The sequence below is a fragment of the Arcticibacterium sp. genome (assembly GCF_055134445.1).
In genome coordinates, this window is record NZ_JBSRVI010000110.1 from 33,545 (window position 1) to 49,814 (window position 16,270).

Here is a 16,270-nt window from a genome sequence, read left to right on the forward strand (position 1 = left end):
TCATCGCTGTTTTACTTCAATTAAAAAATGGTCCGACATATTGGATAAGAATGGAATTTGGATCGCCCAATTTTCTAATTTCTCTAAAAAACGTAAAACGGGTTTTCTTTTTTCAAAAACTCCGTTTAAATATGATGGAGGTATGAAAAATCCAATCGCTTGTTTATGACTAATTATTAAGTTTTTAGGAAGCATATTTTCTATACTTTTTGGTGAAAAATACCAAGTTTTGATAGTTGATCCATGGCCCAAATTAGCTTCAAGTGCCTTTTTTGATAACCTTCTAAATGCCTTTTTAAACTGCAATTTCATCAGAAAATAAAAGCTTTCCCACACACAAAACTGCGGCATAATTACTCCAATAAACTTACCATTTGGCTTTAATAAACATGACATTTTCTCGTAAAAAAAAACTTTCATTTTTTTAGGGCTCAAACAATTAAATCCACCAAAATTAGACAAAATCAAATCAAACTTCTGCTCATTAAGCACTTCTCCAATTAACTCAATATCCAGCACTTGAAATTTCACTTTTTCACTCAAACCATGTTTCACAGATTTAGCCCCTACTTCTTTGACCATCTCTTCAGAAATATCTGTTGCCAAAACACGGTATCCTTTTTTTGCTAACCAAATGGCATCTTCGCCTGTTCCACAGTTCAACTCCAAGACGGATACTTCTTTTTTCACTTCCAGTATTTTTTCGAGATATTCCCAAACTAGTTTACGCTGAGCCCTTCCTACAGCTGTATACGTAAAGCTTTCGTCATATTCTGTGGCGATATAGTCAAATGCGTTTTTCAAACTTTCGCAAGTTGTTTAAGTTTTTTACCACTCATTTTCTCTTTTGCCCAAACTATCGGAAATTTCAAAGCTCCTTTTACTGTTAAAGTATTTTTTAGTTTCTCTTTTCTATATACGTTATGCGTGTGAGCATGCAATTGCCTATAAAATGAAGACGAATAAGTGGATTCATACATCATGTCTAAATCATTTGAATCTTGCCAATTCTGTTTTGTTATTAATTGATTCTTTACTTTCTTATGAAATAATGTACCCGGCAAAGGATATGAAACCGAAATACCAATATCATCTGGCATTAACTTTTTGACCATCTCTAAGGTTTTTTCAATATCCTCCCAGGTTTCGCCCAAATAGCCGTATTGCAAGAAAAAAGCTACTTTGACGCCTTTTTCTTTCAATAACTGTGTTGATTTTTCAATTTCTTCAATGGTAGTTCCCTTATCCATAGCATCTAAAATGCTTTGTGAACCACTTTCTGCACCAATCCAAACCTCAACCAAGCCTGACGCTACCAAATCATCAATAGTACTTTCTTTTAATAACAAATCGGCCCGAGACTGAATTTTTAAGCAAGGTTTTAAATTTTCCTTTTGCAATAGTTCTTTAAACTCATTGGGCCAGTCAGGTTTCAAGCCAAAAATATCATCACAGACCCAAAAATGTTTTACACCCTCATTTTGCATTAAAAACTTTAATTCCTCTACCACCAATTTAGGAGAACGCACATTGTAACGATTACCATAAATAGGTTTGGCACACCAATTACATTTAAAAGGGCAGCCCCTTGTGGTAGCTATATTTAAAGAAAAATAACCATGAGCCTCTTCCCAAACAGCTCGATATTCCGATAAATCTATTAAATCCCAAGCCGGCATGGGTAAGGTATCAAGGTCAATAAACTGACTCCTTGGATTTGTTTTTATTACCTTGTTATCCAGCAAAAAAGTAATACCTTTTATCTCATCAATAGACTGAAAATCATTATTAAACAATTCCATCAAAGCATTTTCTGCTTCACCTAAAAGAACAATACAGGCACCTTCTTCCAAATATTTTTCAGAATGGTCTGTGGCATCCGCAGAATTTACTAACACCTTACAACCCGCCCTTTTACCTAAGTGTATTAACTCAAAACAAGCTTCTCGCATCACATTGAGACACATTTTGCTCAAATAGTTAAAATTATCGTCAAAAATCACCAAGTAATCTGGCTGAAAATCTGTGAGATATGACTGAATTTCACTTGGCGAATACCTCAGGTTGCTATCAAAGAGAACCACTTCATAACCTTTTTGACGAAGCAATGCAGCCGCCAAAATTGTCCCATAGGGCGGATAAGGTTTTTGTGTTTTCCACTGTTTTTCATCAAAACGATAGAAATAAGCATTCGCTAAAAGGATTTTTTGAGGTTTCATGTTTAAATGGAGTGGTAAATCATTTAAATTAATTCCATATCGTCTTTTCTAAGTCTGATATTCTTTGTTGATATTGGTTTAATATTCTTTCGTAATTACCACCAAAATGGGCTTTTGCAATGTGTCTATTTATAAGTAAATTTTCTCCATTTATTCCAAACATTTCCGGTTTGTGATTTTTTCTCCAACGTTTTTCCGTCTTTTTCATTAAAAAAACATCTAACCAATCTCCTAAACGATTATTTAAACACTTTTCTAGTGTTTTTTTAATCCAACTATTAAATGTTTCCAATTTAGAAATATCATGGATAGGATAATTGGGATAATGTTTTCGAATCCATTCGTTTTTTGCCTTAAACTTTAGATAAAACTCTCTTCCATAGGTGGGAATAACCGTAGCAATTTCAGTAGCTGTAAAAATACTTTTGTCTGTCAATTCAAGTGAATCGGCATCAATCATATAATTAAAACATAAGAATTTGGTTCTATTTAAGTAGACTATTTTTTGTGTTAAATAGAAACATAAACGAGCAATCCAAAGCCGATTAGGAGCAGTGATAATAAAATAATCAATATCACTTTTTTCATCCATGTAGTTTTTGGATAAGGAGCCAGAAATCATAACAGAACGCACGTAAGGAAACTGGCATATAAAAGATGTTATCCTTTGAGCCTTTTTCAAGTAAACTTCCGATAATTTATTCCCTTTTAATCTACGCTCCAGTAATGAAATATCTTCATTCAAAGAATAATATTTCATTACTTGATAAAATATTTTATTGTTTTGAACTAAACCATCTAAAATTTCCTCTACCAATTTAATCGAATCAACATCACTTCTTTCATAAACTTCTTTAGCAGTAAGTGGGTAATTAAATAAATCAAAATAACAAAGGGTATGAAGCACATTTTGAATATCCGCTTTACTTGCATTCGAAAATTGTATACGCTCCTTAGTGGCAGAATTAGGCATTATTAGGGCTTTCGCTATAGACAAATATATGACTTGTTTATTTTTAAAAAATGTAAAACATAAATCAGGTTAGAAATAAATATAGCAATCAACTTTAGTTAACTAAATGCTAGCAGTTTATAAAAAAAAAGAATTTGATTAATACTTCTTCGACCAAGCATAAACTGGCACCAGCCTCAATGTTATATTTACACCTTGTATTAAACTAAACCATAACACATCTCGATTACCTTCGTAACCTTCCTTTTTTAAAGGAAGAAATATTTAAACTTTATACTAAGCCCAAATAATTTTATCACAGTCCCAAAGCCTATAGATTCGTTGTAATACATTAGATTTACCAATCTATTAGCCATTAAAATACCAACCCAATTGAAACACCAATTCTTGAATACCAAGGGAAGCCTGACAATACTTTTTTCCCTATACGTTGCCGCTGCCATTATTTCTCCCTTACATGCCCAGGTAAATCTTGCCAAAGGCACAGTTTACCTTGATGCCAATGAAAACAAAATGTTTGACAATGGAGAGAAAGGGATTGAGGGCGTAAAAGTCTCCAATGGTCTGGATGTGGTTATAACCAATGCCTTGGGTCAATATCAAATAGAACTGCAGCCTGAAAGTACACTCTTCATTTCAAAACCTGCCAACTATCGTGTACCACTAAACGAAGTGCAGTTGCCACAGTTTTACTATAGCCATTACCCAAATGGTACTCCCGGAAAGGCAGATTGGAAATGGTCGGTATTTGGCCCTACAGGACCATTGCCTGAGGCCATAAATTTTCCACTTTTAAAGGGAGAAACAGTAGATGAGTTCAAAGCCATGGGCTTTGCCGACCCTCAAACCGCCAATGACGAACATTTAGATATGTTAAGGAAAGACATCATAGATGAGCTTTTTGGTAATCCTTTTGGTGCAGCATTTGGATTGGTAGCTGGCGATGTAGTACACGACAATCTGGGCCTTTATGAACGTCATAACAGGTTGATGTCACAAATTGGCATTCCGATGTGGAATGTCCCAGGTAACCACGATTTAAACCTAGAATCGCCAAACCATAAGTATGCCACACAGACCTTTAAAAGTATATTCGGGCCAGATTACTACTCATTTGACTATGGTCAGGTACATTTTCTTGCTCTTAATAATGTAAGTTATAAAGGGAAAGGAAAAGGGTATAGTGGTCATATAGACGCAGACCAAATGAAGTGGATTGAGAATGACCTCAAAGACGTTTCTCCCGATAAACTCATTATGGTCATATCGCACATTCCCCTACTCACTTATGCCAATAATCGCTCATTCTCTGCAGGCACCAACACGGTAAATTTCAATGAACTGCTCCGTATTTTAGGTCGTTTTAAAAATGTTTACTCCATAGCTGGTCATGATACCAGTAATAGCTGGAAAGTGGAAATTAACCATACACACGGCTGGCATGGCTACCCATTTATTACGCATACCTTGGCCGAAGCTCGAGGAAGCAGTTGGAATTCTGGTCCAAGGGACGAAAGAGGGGTTAGGCCTGCTACAATGGCAGACGGAAACCCAAATGGTTATTATGTATTTTATTTTGAAGGTAATACAGTAAAACCAAGGTTCATCCCTGCCGGAGGAAACTCAGACGACCGTTTAAGGATTTTGCTGGATCCGCAACTAAGCCATCCAAACAGCCCTGTTCAGACGCATCCTCTAGGTCTGGATCGAGGTTTTCAGGTAGACAATATGTTTGTGGTCGTTAATTTCTTTGATGGTGGAGAACGTGACGTTGTCACGATAACACTCGATAAAGCAGCACCAGTGACCATGGAACATATAGAACGTACAGATCCTTTCTACGAAAGGCAATACCAAAAATATAAGGATACGGACGATTCCTTTCCATCACCTGCTGTTTCTTCGCACATCTGGAGTTTTGCCCTTCCCGCTAATTTGAAACCTGGCATCCATGCCGCTCGAATAAAAGCGGTAGATGAATTTGGTTTTGAAGACGAAAAAACTTTCACTTTTGAGATCATGGCAAAGGAATAATTAAGATTAAACTTTATTTCATTGTTGGCTTATTCATTTTGAAAGGTTACCGTTTAGTATTATCAAAAACGGAAGCTATACCATTGACAGAAGTCCAATTCTCCTTCGGGAAAAGTAACGAAGACATAGACTTGGTGACCGAATTATACAGCGAATCTGAGTTAGGAAAAGGAGACAACTTTATAAAAGTTGGTTAATAATGCGACTACTTGAGCTTTATTAAAAGTGATTTTATCAGGATTTACGCCAGTCGTAGGTGTAAAGAGGTTATGCAGTGGATTTCTTCCAAAGGTAATTCATATTCATGCATGTAGAGAAACCCTTTAAGAAATCCTCACTGATTTTAAAAGTACCCTTAATGGAATCTATTTATCAAGTACGTTTAGGGAGAAATGTAGGCTGGGAACCAGATAAAGTTATAAGGCATAGTTTTAAACCATATCTCTTGAAATTTAAAGAAAATACAGAAATTAATTGGCTAGGCCACCTATGTTTCAAAGGCCTGTTTGCATAAGTTGAAAACAAGGACGGTCGAGCAAAGCAAGCTCTTTAGTGGAGTACGGATCGAATTATTCTCGAAAAGCATGGACAAAGACAAAAAAAAGCTTGGAGAAAATCAATCAAAAACTGAAGGAAATAGCGGAAAAGAACTGAGCCCCTTAATTAAGAGCGTGAACTTAAATCCTTCGGGAGCTTAAATAGTTATAGCCCCCATGTTACGCCGATCTGAGATTTGATTTTTAGGCATTTACGTTTCAATCATTCCAAATTTTAATATATTTAATCTGGTTTCCAAATCATTTATAATTAGTTTGATAGGTTCCGATTTATATGAAAAGCCAATTATTTCTTTCAATAGGCATTCTCTCGATCTTACTCGTTACTGGATGTCGTAATAAATCGCATAGACCTACGCTTACCATACCAGAGTGTAAAAATTGGATTAATAGGTTTGGCTCACTTACATCCAAAGAAAATGTGAGTGCCAGTCTAAGGCATGCCTACGCGGACTCGGTATATTATATACACTTGGACGGCTTTAAGCGTGAATGGAATTTCGCCGGAGCTAAAAACGACGAGCATCTGTCATCAGAATTATTAAAATACGATTACTTCTACATCAACGGTGGCGATACCATTCCATTTCAAAAAACGAATTTTCTTAACATCATGCCAGATAGCACCCTAGCTATCAACTGTGTGCTTTATTTTGTTACTAAAGAGGAGCTGGCGAGTATTGATGATATGGAAATAGGATATGAACGAATCGACGTTACCCATCAGCTTTTAGGGTTTAGTATAAAAGGAGGAAGAGTCTATGCATATCGTGCTAAACCAGAATATATTTATCGACATGAAACCGACACCTTAACGGCGATTATTGAAAAGGAATATGCAGAGCTGGTATGGGGTGCCTATGATCGTTTAGGTACCATGGCAAGAAAAGAATTCGATGCTTCCACCACACCTATTGATATAGACCTCTTAGATCCAGTGATTAGAGTTAAAGTTCGAGATTAAGAGAAATATATGTTAGTAAAATAAAAATTTACTGATTAATTAAACCATATGACACGAATTGACGCCATCATTGCGGTAAAAGATGTAGAAGCCAGTGCAAAATGGTATCAGCAAGTTTTTGGATTTAAAAATGCCCATGGCGGAAAAGATTTTGCAGTCTTAAAAACCGAAGAGGATGAAATTATGCTTTGTCTTCATAAATGGGGTGAACATGACCATCCATCCTTAACAGACCAAAACAATACAGCGGGTAATGGTCTACTACTTTATTTTAGAACCGACAATTTGGAAATCATTAGAGATAAGATTGACCAAATGGGTGGCAGAATTCAGGAAGACATTCACCAAAACAAAAATTCGTTGAGAAAAGAGTTTTCTTTAAGAGATTTAGACGGCTATTATCTTACCGTAACGGAGTTTCACCAATATGAAGGATAATCCATTTTATCCCGCTTTATTCATTAGAAAATCTCCCGATAGCTATCGGGACCGTAGCTAAATTGCTTAAAATCAGTACGTAAACCCATTTAAACTCAATCACCCGAACCCTTCGACAAAAAGCTCAGGGTAAACGCTATGCTAATCTCGTTTAAATGTCTGATTTATTAACACTTTAGCTACTCATTACAATTCTCCAATGCATAAACCGGATTTAAGCTTTGCAATTTTATATAAAACGGTCGTTGAAAAAATGGAAATAGTTCGGACATTGCCTAAACGGTCATTACCCATAAAGTGTTACGCATTAATAGTACGTTTGAAGTACGTTGAAAGACCACGGAGATATTAGTAATTAAATAATAGTTTGAATAAAAGATTTCCTTCATTGCTTAAATAAAGGCTCAATAGACCCCAATAAACCGACCCAACTTATAAGCTTAGCATACAGAGTTCCCTTCGTATAGCCTTGTATTCTTATTAACTTGTTGTTTTGTCTCAGTAATGACCTAAATTCGGGATTAAAGAAGCCGAGAACCGAAATTCATTTTATCAAAACCCTATAGCCAATCCGCCCAAAGCGATATGAATAATATAGTTTTATCCGTCATCCTCTTATCGTCTCTATCATTTACCAGTTACGGCCAAATAAACATATCATCAGATCCTACTTTGGAAGAGACCGCCTTAAAGAAGGTGGTACCTCTAGAAGAAATGGAGCGAATTTTCGATGAGATTAAAACGCCTTTTAAATATGGTGTGGTAATGGAACAACCTGAAAGCACAAAAATGGTTGATTCTCCTACCATTTACCGAAAAGGTGGTGTTTGGTATATGACCTACATTGTGTTTGATGGGCAAGGGTATGAAACCTGGTTGTCGGAAAGTGACGACTTGCTGCATTGGAAATCAAAAGGCAAAATATTATCGTTTACCGAAAACACATGGGATGCCAATCAAAAAGCCGGATATGTATCCCTGGTAGATATCCATTGGGGTGGAGATTATTCTGTAGAAAAATATCAAGATAAATACTGGATGACCTACTTGGGTGGAAACTCAGCAGGTTACGAAAAAGGTACTTTAAAAATTGGCCTAGCCCAATCCAACACTATAACCCAAGCCCATGAATGGATTAGAAGCAGATCCCCTCTTTTGTCCCCTGAGGACGAAGACGTTCGTTGGTTCGACAACAAAACCATTTATAAAAGTTTAGTCATTCGCGACACCAAACGACACACGGGTTACCCATTCGTAATGTATTATAACGCTAAAGGAGATACAGCCAACTATGAAAGTATTGCGATGGCAGTATCTGATAACATGCTTAACTGGAAACGATATGGAGAAAACCCAGTTATAAGCAAAGGAAAAGGCATTTGTGGTGATGCACAGATTACAAAGATAGGTGATATATATGTGATGTTCTATTTCGGAGCATTCTGGAAACCTGGTGCTTTTGAAAGGTTTGCCTGCTCTTACGATTTAATAAACTGGACAGACTGGGATGGAGAAGACTTATTGGCTCCCTCTGAAGGTTTTGATAAGAAATATGCACACAAGCCATGGGTCATAAAATGGAATGGCGTGGTTTACCATTTTTACAATGCCGTGGGAGATAAAGGTAGGGTGATTGCCTTAGCTACATCCAAAGATTTAAAAAAGTAAATACCATCATCGTATAAAAAGGCTTATGTAGCTTCTTAACTTAACACGCTTAAACAGACTTGCTTTGTTGATTCCAATAGATATCAGGTCATTAGGTCTATTGGGTGAAACGGCAGATATCCTTATCCGTAATAAACAACTCTTTTAGCACCAAGTGATAAATCAAGTGTTTTTCAGATTAAAATACATTAAAATGCAATAGAGCTTAAAATATTATTTTAAAAAAAGAATATCGTATGCCAATATATATGGATCGCCATGATGTGTCTGAATTAGTTACTGCAGAAATTGTTGCAGAGCTGCATAGAGAAGACCTAAAAATTCAGAAGGATTATAACTGCCGGGGTTTAACGTATTGGTATGATGACATTAAGAAAATAGCATTTTGCTTAGTAGATGCACCCAATATAGAGGCCATAAAGAAAATGCACAGTCATGCCCACGGTGAGGTACCTAATGAAATACTTGAGGTTGATTCAAATCTTGTTGAGGCTTTTCTGGGAAGGATTAAAGATCCAGTGAGCTCAAATCAAAACGAATTGAATATCATAAACGATCCAGCCCAGCGAACATTAATGGTCATGCGATTTATCACACTTTCCTTAGATGGTTTTAGTATTTCACAATCAGCTAATGGTATGCAGAGAGCCATTAAATTAATTGGCGATTTGCTCAAACGTTTCGATGGAAAACTGGTACAACAAAATGATGGTTATTTATTAGTTTCTTTTAAGTCCGTTTGTAAGGCTGTATTCTGTGCTTTTGAAGTACAGAAATTAAATAAAGCATTGAAAGATGGATTTGGTAATCCCAGTATCGACTTGAAAATAGGATTGGCTACGGGTATGCCCGTTAATCGGGGTAAAAGCCTCTTTGAAGATACCATAAAAATGGCCAATGGTCTTTGTTTAATCAATAAGAAGGACATTATGGTGTCTACTGAAGTTAAAAATGCTTTCATTACAGAAAATACGGATGACACCTTTGAGATAAACAAATTAGATAGTTTAACATTGGCAGATGAAAACTTTCTAAATATATTAATGGGTTTTATCGAGAAACAATGGCAAAATCAGGAGCTAAAAGTACAGGATTTTGGTTTTTCATTGGGAATGAGCAATACATTAATATATAGAAAAATGATGTTGCTCACAGGTAGTTCACCGAGTAACTTTATTAAAATATATCGTTTAAACCGTGCTTTAAAAGAGATGAATTTGAAAACGAAAACAATCTCAGAAATAGCCTTTGAATCAGGTTTTAACAGCACCTCTTATTTTTCGAAATGTTTTCAAAAACGATTTGGACATTTGCCCTCTGTGTATTTAAAGTCCTAAAGTGAAAATAATTCAATATTGACCCAAAAGTTCACTTATTATAACCAAAATTTCTATTCTTCCCCTCTTTATGTATTTATTTTTGTTGACAGTATTGAACTCTTAATCAATAACTTAAATTCAGAAATATGAAAATTTCAAGGGACAAAATCGAAATTAAAATGGAGATTCCTGGAGCTATTATCCGTCAAAAAACTGATTTTGGCGACGCTACTGGTCTAGCTAAGATAAGCGGCGAGTATTTTAGTCTTTCTAAAGGCGTAGATACTACACCACTATTTATGGGACTTGAAGGGAACATGTGTCAGTGCCCACATTGGGGTTACCTTATAAGCGGTCAAATTACAACAACGGATGCAGAAGGTATGGAAGAAATGGTCAATGGAAAAGATCTTTTTTACTGGCCATCAGGACATAATGTAAAGGTCAATGAAGATGCAGAAATCGTTATGTTCAGTCCACAGAAGGAACATACCCATGTTATCAATCATATGATTGAAATGGTAAAAGAGTAGTAGCTTAACTAAAAAAATGGCAGTTTTACTTAAACAGAAAGTGTTGTGCAAACTTTATTAATTCCATATTTAGGTTAGAAAACATTTAATCCGCCTTTAATTTAGACCGAATAAAGGTGAATTATTAAAGGTTTGGTCATTTAATAAAAAAGTGACCTTCTAAAAAGTTAATAATTTCAAAATCTGGCAAACTCTTGTTGGAGAAAAGTGAGAAGTTTGCAAAAATGTTTTAAAAAATCGGGTGAAAACCTGGTGTTAAATAAGACCTAATTTATCTCTTTCAGAATGGGTAATGGACGGCAGTCGCCAGTTGACTCTGCCCATGGCGAAACTTATGATGTTCAATAAAGTAACTAAAACACTTCATTTAAGCTCAAAAAAACTTTTTTTGATAGATGGATTGGGTGCAATTTTATCTACTTTTTTATTGGGGATTGTGTTGGTAAAGCTTGAACACATTTTTGGAATCCCTTCTTCGACATTGTATTTTCTTGCCTTGTTTCCATTCTTATTTACAGGATATGATTTTTATTGCTTCCAGAAAGATGCACCCAATTCCACGGTATTCTTAAGAGGCATTGCCTTTATGAACCTGCTGTATTGTTGTTTAACTATCGGAGTAGCCTTTTATCATTATAAAACTATATCGCATTTCGGATGGATTTATATGACACTTGAAATTATGATTGTAACCACCCTAGCCTATTTTGAACTTAGAATGGCGGCAAGAGAAATTGACAAGGGTTAAATACGGATACTAAATAGAATATCCGAAATTCTGACAATATAGAACGCATGGGCTTGTCAGGGCCTCATCCAAAAAAATATGTCTGATCATTTGCGTAACTTCAAAGTTACGCTTAAGTTTACGTAACCTTAAAGTTACATAACAATGAAGACAGAAATTAAACACAAGTGGTTTTTTAAGCAGTCAGCCGAAGAAATTTGGGAATATCTTACAAAAGCCGAGCTAATTGAAAAATGGCTGATGCCTAACGATTTTAAACCCAAAATCGGGCACGAATTTAAGTTTACTACAAATCCGATTCCCAGTTTAGACCTTGATGGAACTTTCTATTGTCAAGTTTTGGAGCTTATCCCACTGAAAAAACTTGTTTATAGTTGGAAAGGTGGCACAAGCCAAAATAATCCAAGCCTTGACACCACCGTGGAGTGGACTTTAGAAACCAAAGAGGACGGCACTGAATTAAGGCTAACACACAGCGGATTCAAAGAAGAGAACGCTTCCATTCTCAATGGCATGTTTGATGGTTGGGAAAAAAACATTCAAAAAATGTTCCATCATTTAAATTCGTTCTAAAAATGGCAACTCCTACCCTCGATGCCTTTCAAGTCATTGCAGACCCAAGCCGAAGGCAAATATTGGGGATGCTTACCCAAAGCACCTATAATATAAATTCGTTGGCAGAAAATTTTGATATGAGTAGACCTGCCGTTTCAAAACACATTAAGATATTACAAACGGCAGGTTTTATTTCCATTCAAGTAATAGGCAGAGAAAGGCACTGCATTTTAAAACAGGAAGGTTTCAATGAATTAAAAACTTGGATAAAACATTTTGATAGATTTTGGAATGATAAACTTAAAAATTTAGAGACTGTATTAAATCAAAAAAACAATAATTAGCACATAAATAAGGCCGTTTCTACGTTCGCCCAAAATGTTCTTTTTGCCAATAAACACGGTAATTACATCATGAAGACGAAGTGTTGGCTTTCAAAAATAGTTGGCGAAAAGGCACTCACTAGCAGATTTTTCTCGATTACTTTGCAAAATGAATACCTTCGAAGATTTTAAAATTAAAAAGCAATTAGGTAATGCCGTTGCCGATTTGGGTTTTACAGAGCCAACTCCTATTCAGCAAGCGTCCTTTTCCACCATTTTGGGTGGCTCTGATTTTGTGGGCATTGCACAAACCGGAACAGGAAAAACGATTGCTTACTTGCTGCCTATCTTACAGGATTTAAAGTTTTCCGATCAACCGCACCCTAGGGTCGTAATTTTAGCCCCTACTCGGGAGTTAGTGATTCAGATAGTAGAACAAATAGAAAAGTTAACGGCCTACCTCACTGTAAGAGTATTAGGGGTTTATGGTGGTACCAATAACATAAACGCCCAAAAAGTGGCTGTTATAGAAGGTGTAGATATCATTGTAGGCACGCCAAGAAGGTTATATGACCTCACTATTAGCAATGTATTGCGACTAAAATCAATCAAAAAACTGGTGATTGATGAAGTGGACATAATGCTGGATTTTGGTTATAAAACACAGTTGAAAAACATCTTCGAACATCTACCCACAAAAAGGCAAAACATTCTCTTTTCTGCCACCATGACCGACTATGTCGATGATTTAATTGGTGATTTTCTGGTTAACCCTGTTAAGAAAACCATTTCTCTCAGTGGTACACCTTTGGAGAATATCAGTCAGGTAGCTTATCCTGTTCCTAATTTTTATTCCAAGGCTAACTTACTAAATCATTTATTTGAAGATAAAGAGGAATTTAACAAAGTTTTAATTTTTGTTGCGACCAAAGTCAATGCCGATAGGCTAGCAGAAACATTGGATTTTCAGTCTGAAATTTCTGTCATTCATTCTGGCAAAGAGCAAAATCACCGTTCTACTTCTATAGAAAAATTCGGGAACGGTACGAGTAGAATTCTTATTGCCACCGATGTGATAGCCCGCGGAATAGATATTGAAAAAGTGAGTCATGTCATCAGTTTTGATACACCTTTCTATCCAGAAAACTACATGCATAGAATTGGCCGTACTGGTAGAGCGGAAGAAAAAGGAAAATCCATCCTATTCTATAATGAGAACGAAGTAGCCTTAAAGGAATCCATTGAAAGTTTGATGAGCTATACCATTCCTATAAATGCATGGCCTGAAGAAGTGGATATTTCTTACCACCTCACCCCAGAGGAAAAACCCAAACCTGAAGAACCCGAAGAACTACTGCATAAAAGTTCAAGTAAAGATCTTGGAGCTGCTTTCCATGAGAAATCTGCGAAAAACAGTAAAGAAAATGCGGAAAGAATAAGTTACAGTAAGGCTATAAAAGATAGATATAAAAAGCCGGTTAGGCGTGGAGACAAGATTCAAAACATGAAAAAGAAAAGGAAGAAGTAGTAATTAGGCGATCGGTTTAAGATTTTTCTAAAATATTACACCGCTAAGCTCATCGCTAAAAAGCACGACATTTGGGTTAAATTCAAACCCACGTTTTTGGTTACAGTGAAGCAGCTGTTTTGCTGTAAGCCAAGAGATATATGATAGAATTTCGAACATGCAATTTGACAGCATGGTTCACCTTACCCTCGGTTATGCCATGGAGCTTTCAAATGAAACCCTAGCTTTGGAAACACAAAAATCATTGCTCGATTATGATCACTCCTGTATTTCTGAGTTCAACCCGCATTATGCATTAGGAAATCTCCCGATTTTATCGGGACTGTAGCTAAATTGCTTCAAATCAGTTTACTTCGTCAAGTTCAGCACAGGCTAAACGCATTTATACTCAATCAACATAGCCGTTTGACATTAGCTCAAGGTAAACACTATGCCAATTTCCTTTAATTGTCTGTTTTATGCCATTTTAATCCACCACTGATTACGATTCTCCAATGCGTAAACTGGGTTTAAATATTATTTGTTATGATTTTGGAATATTTTACAAAAAAGTTGACTTTGAGGTAGAATGACTTGTCATGAAGCCTATAAAGCAACCAATACCGAAGCATTAAAATAGTGATGGAAACAGTAAATAATGAAAAATTAGCTTGGAACGATTTTCTGAAAGTAGAAATGAGAGTAGGAACCGTCATTTCTGCCGAGGCGTTTAAAGAAGTAAGAAACCTTGCGTATAAATTAATCATAGATTTTGGAGCGTATGGGGAAAGAAAAACTTCCGCTCAAATCACAAAATTATATGAACCTCAAGAGCTGGTAGGAAAGCAAGTAATCGCCGTACTTAACTTTCCGCCTAAGCAAATTGCCAATATGATGAGCGAGTGCCTAGTATTAGGTGGCATAGGAGATAACAATGAAGTCACTTTAATAGAACCCGGAAAAAAGGTAGCAAACGGTACACGAATTTCGTAATAACGGCCGTCAACACTTTGGCCGTGTAACCTAATTCTATAAGAGCTTTAACTGGGTTTAATTATTAGTTTCTACCCTTCATTGTCTTTCAGTAGAGCAACATTTTTATTGTTTGCATTTGAATATTGCTACTTTAGCCAAATGATTTCAATCCGCAATAAAGCATCATGACAGATTCATTTCCTAATGAAGGGCAAATTCAGCACGTCACGAATTTTAAAGACCTCATTTCCACCCCTTTTCAGGGAATAATTAATGCCATTTGCTGGAAGCGTGAGCTAAGAGGTGATTTCTCTGAGATTGTTAATGCAATAGCATTAAAAGACAATATAAGAGAAATTGATGCTGCCGAACTTCTTGAGCTAGAACTTAGTGAGCAGGGACAGCTTGCTCGCGAAATCCTTTTAAACGACTTAAAGATGCTAAAGGAAAATGGGGCATTGCCGAGTCTCAATCTAATCCAATATTATGAGCGAGATGATGCCTATCCGTTTTTTCCGACCGATGTTTATTCTTACCATGTAGACCGCTCTCCAGTGCCCACAAACACCTATTTCTGTACTTACTATGGCGAGCCAAGTGACATATTACCCAATGCACAAGGCATTCAAAAAGTGCTTGTTCCAGAAATACGAGCTGAACTCAAAAAGCTATATGACGGAGCAGACCATGGCTTTGAAGCCTTTTTAAGTGAGTACTTCTTTGACCTCCATTATCAAGCCAAACCCGAGGCACAGCCCATCAGCTTAGGTGTAGGTAACCTATGGCGATTAGCCGTTGACTATCCAGAAAGTCCGGTTCCTCCTTGCCTTCACCGTGCCCCAATGGAAAAAGATGGCCAGACCCGCCTTTTGATGATTTGTTGAAAAATGTAAAATTCTGGGTTGCCTTCGTTAACAATACTTTTTCCTGCATCCAAAAAGCATTAGCTTAGTTGTACCGATAAGCATTTACAACCCTAGTAACTGAGTAGGCCAAAAGAATAAAATTATACATACTTAATGAATAAAGAATTCATTTCATCAAGAAGGTATTTCCTAAAACACTTAGGTGTTGCCACGAGCACTCTTGCACTTCCAATTCCTCTTACTTCGAGTATCAAAACGAATAAGATTATTACTAACGAGTCTTCTCCTTTAGTATTTGGTATAGTCGCAGATGTTCATGCAGACTTAATTCCTGACAAAATGGAAAGACTGGAAAAATTCATCAATGAAGCCATCTCTAAAGATGTTGATTTTATCGTTCAGTTAGGAGATTTTTGTTTCCCTAAAAAAGAGAACTTAGATTTCCTCAATTTATGGAACAAGTTTAAAAAACCTAAATACCATTTATTAGGAAATCATGATATGGATGTTTCCTCTAAACAAGAAACAATGGATTTTTGGGGAATGAATCAGAAATACTATTCTTTTGACGCCAAGAATATTCATTTTGTG

At 36.2% G+C, this 16,270-nt stretch carries 17 protein-coding genes; 14 read left to right on the forward strand and 3 right to left on the reverse strand.

What is annotated here, in order from left to right:
- The 3 genes from ACTBZY_RS14480 to ACTBZY_RS14490 are packed head-to-tail and all read right to left on the reverse strand — an operon-like array spanning position 1 to position 3,192.
- Positions 1–804 (reverse strand): SAM-dependent methyltransferase, encoded by an 804-nt coding sequence (locus ACTBZY_RS14480; RefSeq protein WP_463047055.1) that lies wholly within the window; start codon positions 802–804, stop codon positions 1–3.
- Positions 801–2,219, reverse strand: coding sequence for a B12-binding domain-containing radical SAM protein (locus ACTBZY_RS14485; RefSeq protein WP_463047056.1), 1,419 nt, complete (start codon positions 2,217–2,219; stop codon positions 801–803). Before ACTBZY_RS14485 ends, ACTBZY_RS14480 begins: the two co-directional genes overlap by 4 nt.
- Positions 2,220–2,247: 28 nt before the next feature.
- Complete coding sequence (locus ACTBZY_RS14490; RefSeq protein ID WP_463047057.1) at positions 2,248–3,192, reverse strand: hypothetical protein; 945 nt, start codon at positions 3,190–3,192, stop codon at positions 2,248–2,250.
- A gap of 372 nt (positions 3,193–3,564) precedes the next feature.
- Here ACTBZY_RS14490 and ACTBZY_RS14495 point away from each other — a divergent pair, with 372 nt between their 5' ends.
- The 14 genes from ACTBZY_RS14495 to ACTBZY_RS14560 all read left to right on the forward strand — a co-directional run.
- Entirely contained in the window at positions 3,565–5,226 is a 1,662-nt protein-coding gene (locus ACTBZY_RS14495; RefSeq protein ID WP_463047058.1) for a calcineurin-like phosphoesterase C-terminal domain-containing protein, read from the forward strand.
- A 38-nt stretch (positions 5,227–5,264) separates the two neighbouring features.
- Positions 5,265–5,423: a hypothetical protein gene (locus tag ACTBZY_RS14500; RefSeq protein WP_463047059.1), complete on the forward strand. Its 159-nt coding sequence runs from the start codon at positions 5,265–5,267 to the stop codon at positions 5,421–5,423.
- Positions 5,424–6,057: 634 nt separating this feature from the next.
- Entirely contained in the window at positions 6,058–6,747 is a 690-nt protein-coding gene (locus ACTBZY_RS14505; RefSeq protein WP_463047060.1) for a hypothetical protein, read from the forward strand.
- A gap of 48 nt (positions 6,748–6,795) precedes the next feature.
- A complete protein-coding gene (locus ACTBZY_RS14510; protein ID WP_463047061.1) occupies positions 6,796–7,185 on the forward strand; it encodes a VOC family protein in 390 nt (129 codons plus the stop codon).
- A 585-nt stretch (positions 7,186–7,770) separates the two neighbouring features.
- Positions 7,771–8,853 carry a glycoside hydrolase family protein gene (locus ACTBZY_RS14515; protein ID WP_463047062.1) on the forward strand — a complete coding sequence of 361 codons (1,083 nt, stop codon included), beginning with the start codon at positions 7,771–7,773 and terminating at the stop codon, positions 8,851–8,853.
- Between the two features lie 236 nt (positions 8,854–9,089).
- Positions 9,090–10,190, forward strand: a complete 1,101-nt coding sequence (locus ACTBZY_RS14520) for a nickel-binding protein (protein ID WP_463047063.1) — start codon at positions 9,090–9,092, stop codon at positions 10,188–10,190.
- A 128-nt stretch (positions 10,191–10,318) separates the two neighbouring features.
- Complete coding sequence (locus ACTBZY_RS14525) at positions 10,319–10,705, forward strand: cupin domain-containing protein (protein WP_463047064.1); 387 nt, start codon at positions 10,319–10,321, stop codon at positions 10,703–10,705.
- A gap of 322 nt (positions 10,706–11,027) precedes the next feature.
- Positions 11,028–11,453 (forward strand): hypothetical protein, encoded by a 426-nt coding sequence (locus ACTBZY_RS14530; RefSeq protein WP_463047065.1) that lies wholly within the window; start codon positions 11,028–11,030, stop codon positions 11,451–11,453.
- A 144-nt stretch (positions 11,454–11,597) separates the two neighbouring features.
- Positions 11,598–12,026 carry an SRPBCC family protein gene (locus tag ACTBZY_RS14535; RefSeq protein ID WP_463047066.1) on the forward strand — a complete coding sequence of 143 codons (429 nt, stop codon included), beginning with the start codon at positions 11,598–11,600 and terminating at the stop codon, positions 12,024–12,026.
- A 2-nt stretch (positions 12,027–12,028) separates the two neighbouring features.
- Positions 12,029–12,352 (forward strand): ArsR/SmtB family transcription factor, encoded by a 324-nt coding sequence (locus tag ACTBZY_RS14540; protein ID WP_463047067.1) that lies wholly within the window; start codon positions 12,029–12,031, stop codon positions 12,350–12,352.
- A gap of 148 nt (positions 12,353–12,500) precedes the next feature.
- Positions 12,501–13,859, forward strand: coding sequence for a DEAD/DEAH box helicase (locus ACTBZY_RS14545; RefSeq protein WP_463047068.1), 1,359 nt, complete (start codon positions 12,501–12,503; stop codon positions 13,857–13,859).
- 621 nt (positions 13,860–14,480) lie between these two features.
- The gene (locus ACTBZY_RS14550; RefSeq protein WP_463047069.1) at positions 14,481–14,831 is read left to right on the forward strand and encodes a tRNA-binding protein; all 351 of its coding nucleotides are present in this window, start codon (positions 14,481–14,483) and stop codon (positions 14,829–14,831) included.
- Positions 14,832–14,998: 167 nt separating this feature from the next.
- Positions 14,999–15,697 carry a hypothetical protein gene (locus tag ACTBZY_RS14555; protein ID WP_463047070.1) on the forward strand — a complete coding sequence of 233 codons (699 nt, stop codon included), beginning with the start codon at positions 14,999–15,001 and terminating at the stop codon, positions 15,695–15,697.
- Between the two features lie 135 nt (positions 15,698–15,832).
- A partial coding sequence (locus tag ACTBZY_RS14560) for a metallophosphoesterase family protein (RefSeq protein ID WP_463047071.1) occupies positions 15,833–16,270 on the forward strand: 438 nt, incomplete at its 3' end.

Coding starts and splice junctions, on each gene's coding strand:
- ACTBZY_RS14485 (WP_463047056.1), bottom strand. CDS start 2,219: ATGAAACCTCAAAAAATCCTTTTAGCGAATGCTTATTTCTATCGTTTT.
- ACTBZY_RS14490 (WP_463047057.1), bottom strand. CDS start 3,192: ATGCCTAATTCTGCCACTAAGGAGCGTATACAATTTTCGAATGCAAGT.
- ACTBZY_RS14505 (WP_463047060.1), top strand. CDS start 6,058: ATGAAAAGCCAATTATTTCTTTCAATAGGCATTCTCTCGATCTTACTC.
- ACTBZY_RS14510 (WP_463047061.1), top strand. CDS start 6,796: ATGACACGAATTGACGCCATCATTGCGGTAAAAGATGTAGAAGCCAGT.
- ACTBZY_RS14515 (WP_463047062.1), top strand. CDS start 7,771: ATGAATAATATAGTTTTATCCGTCATCCTCTTATCGTCTCTATCATTT.
- ACTBZY_RS14520 (WP_463047063.1), top strand. CDS start 9,090: ATGCCAATATATATGGATCGCCATGATGTGTCTGAATTAGTTACTGCA.
- ACTBZY_RS14525 (WP_463047064.1), top strand. CDS start 10,319: ATGAAAATTTCAAGGGACAAAATCGAAATTAAAATGGAGATTCCTGGA.
- ACTBZY_RS14530 (WP_463047065.1), top strand. CDS start 11,028: ATGGCGAAACTTATGATGTTCAATAAAGTAACTAAAACACTTCATTTA.
- ACTBZY_RS14535 (WP_463047066.1), top strand. CDS start 11,598: ATGAAGACAGAAATTAAACACAAGTGGTTTTTTAAGCAGTCAGCCGAA.
- ACTBZY_RS14540 (WP_463047067.1), top strand. CDS start 12,029: ATGGCAACTCCTACCCTCGATGCCTTTCAAGTCATTGCAGACCCAAGC.
- ACTBZY_RS14545 (WP_463047068.1), top strand. CDS start 12,501: ATGAATACCTTCGAAGATTTTAAAATTAAAAAGCAATTAGGTAATGCC.
- ACTBZY_RS14550 (WP_463047069.1), top strand. CDS start 14,481: ATGGAAACAGTAAATAATGAAAAATTAGCTTGGAACGATTTTCTGAAA.
- ACTBZY_RS14555 (WP_463047070.1), top strand. CDS start 14,999: ATGACAGATTCATTTCCTAATGAAGGGCAAATTCAGCACGTCACGAAT.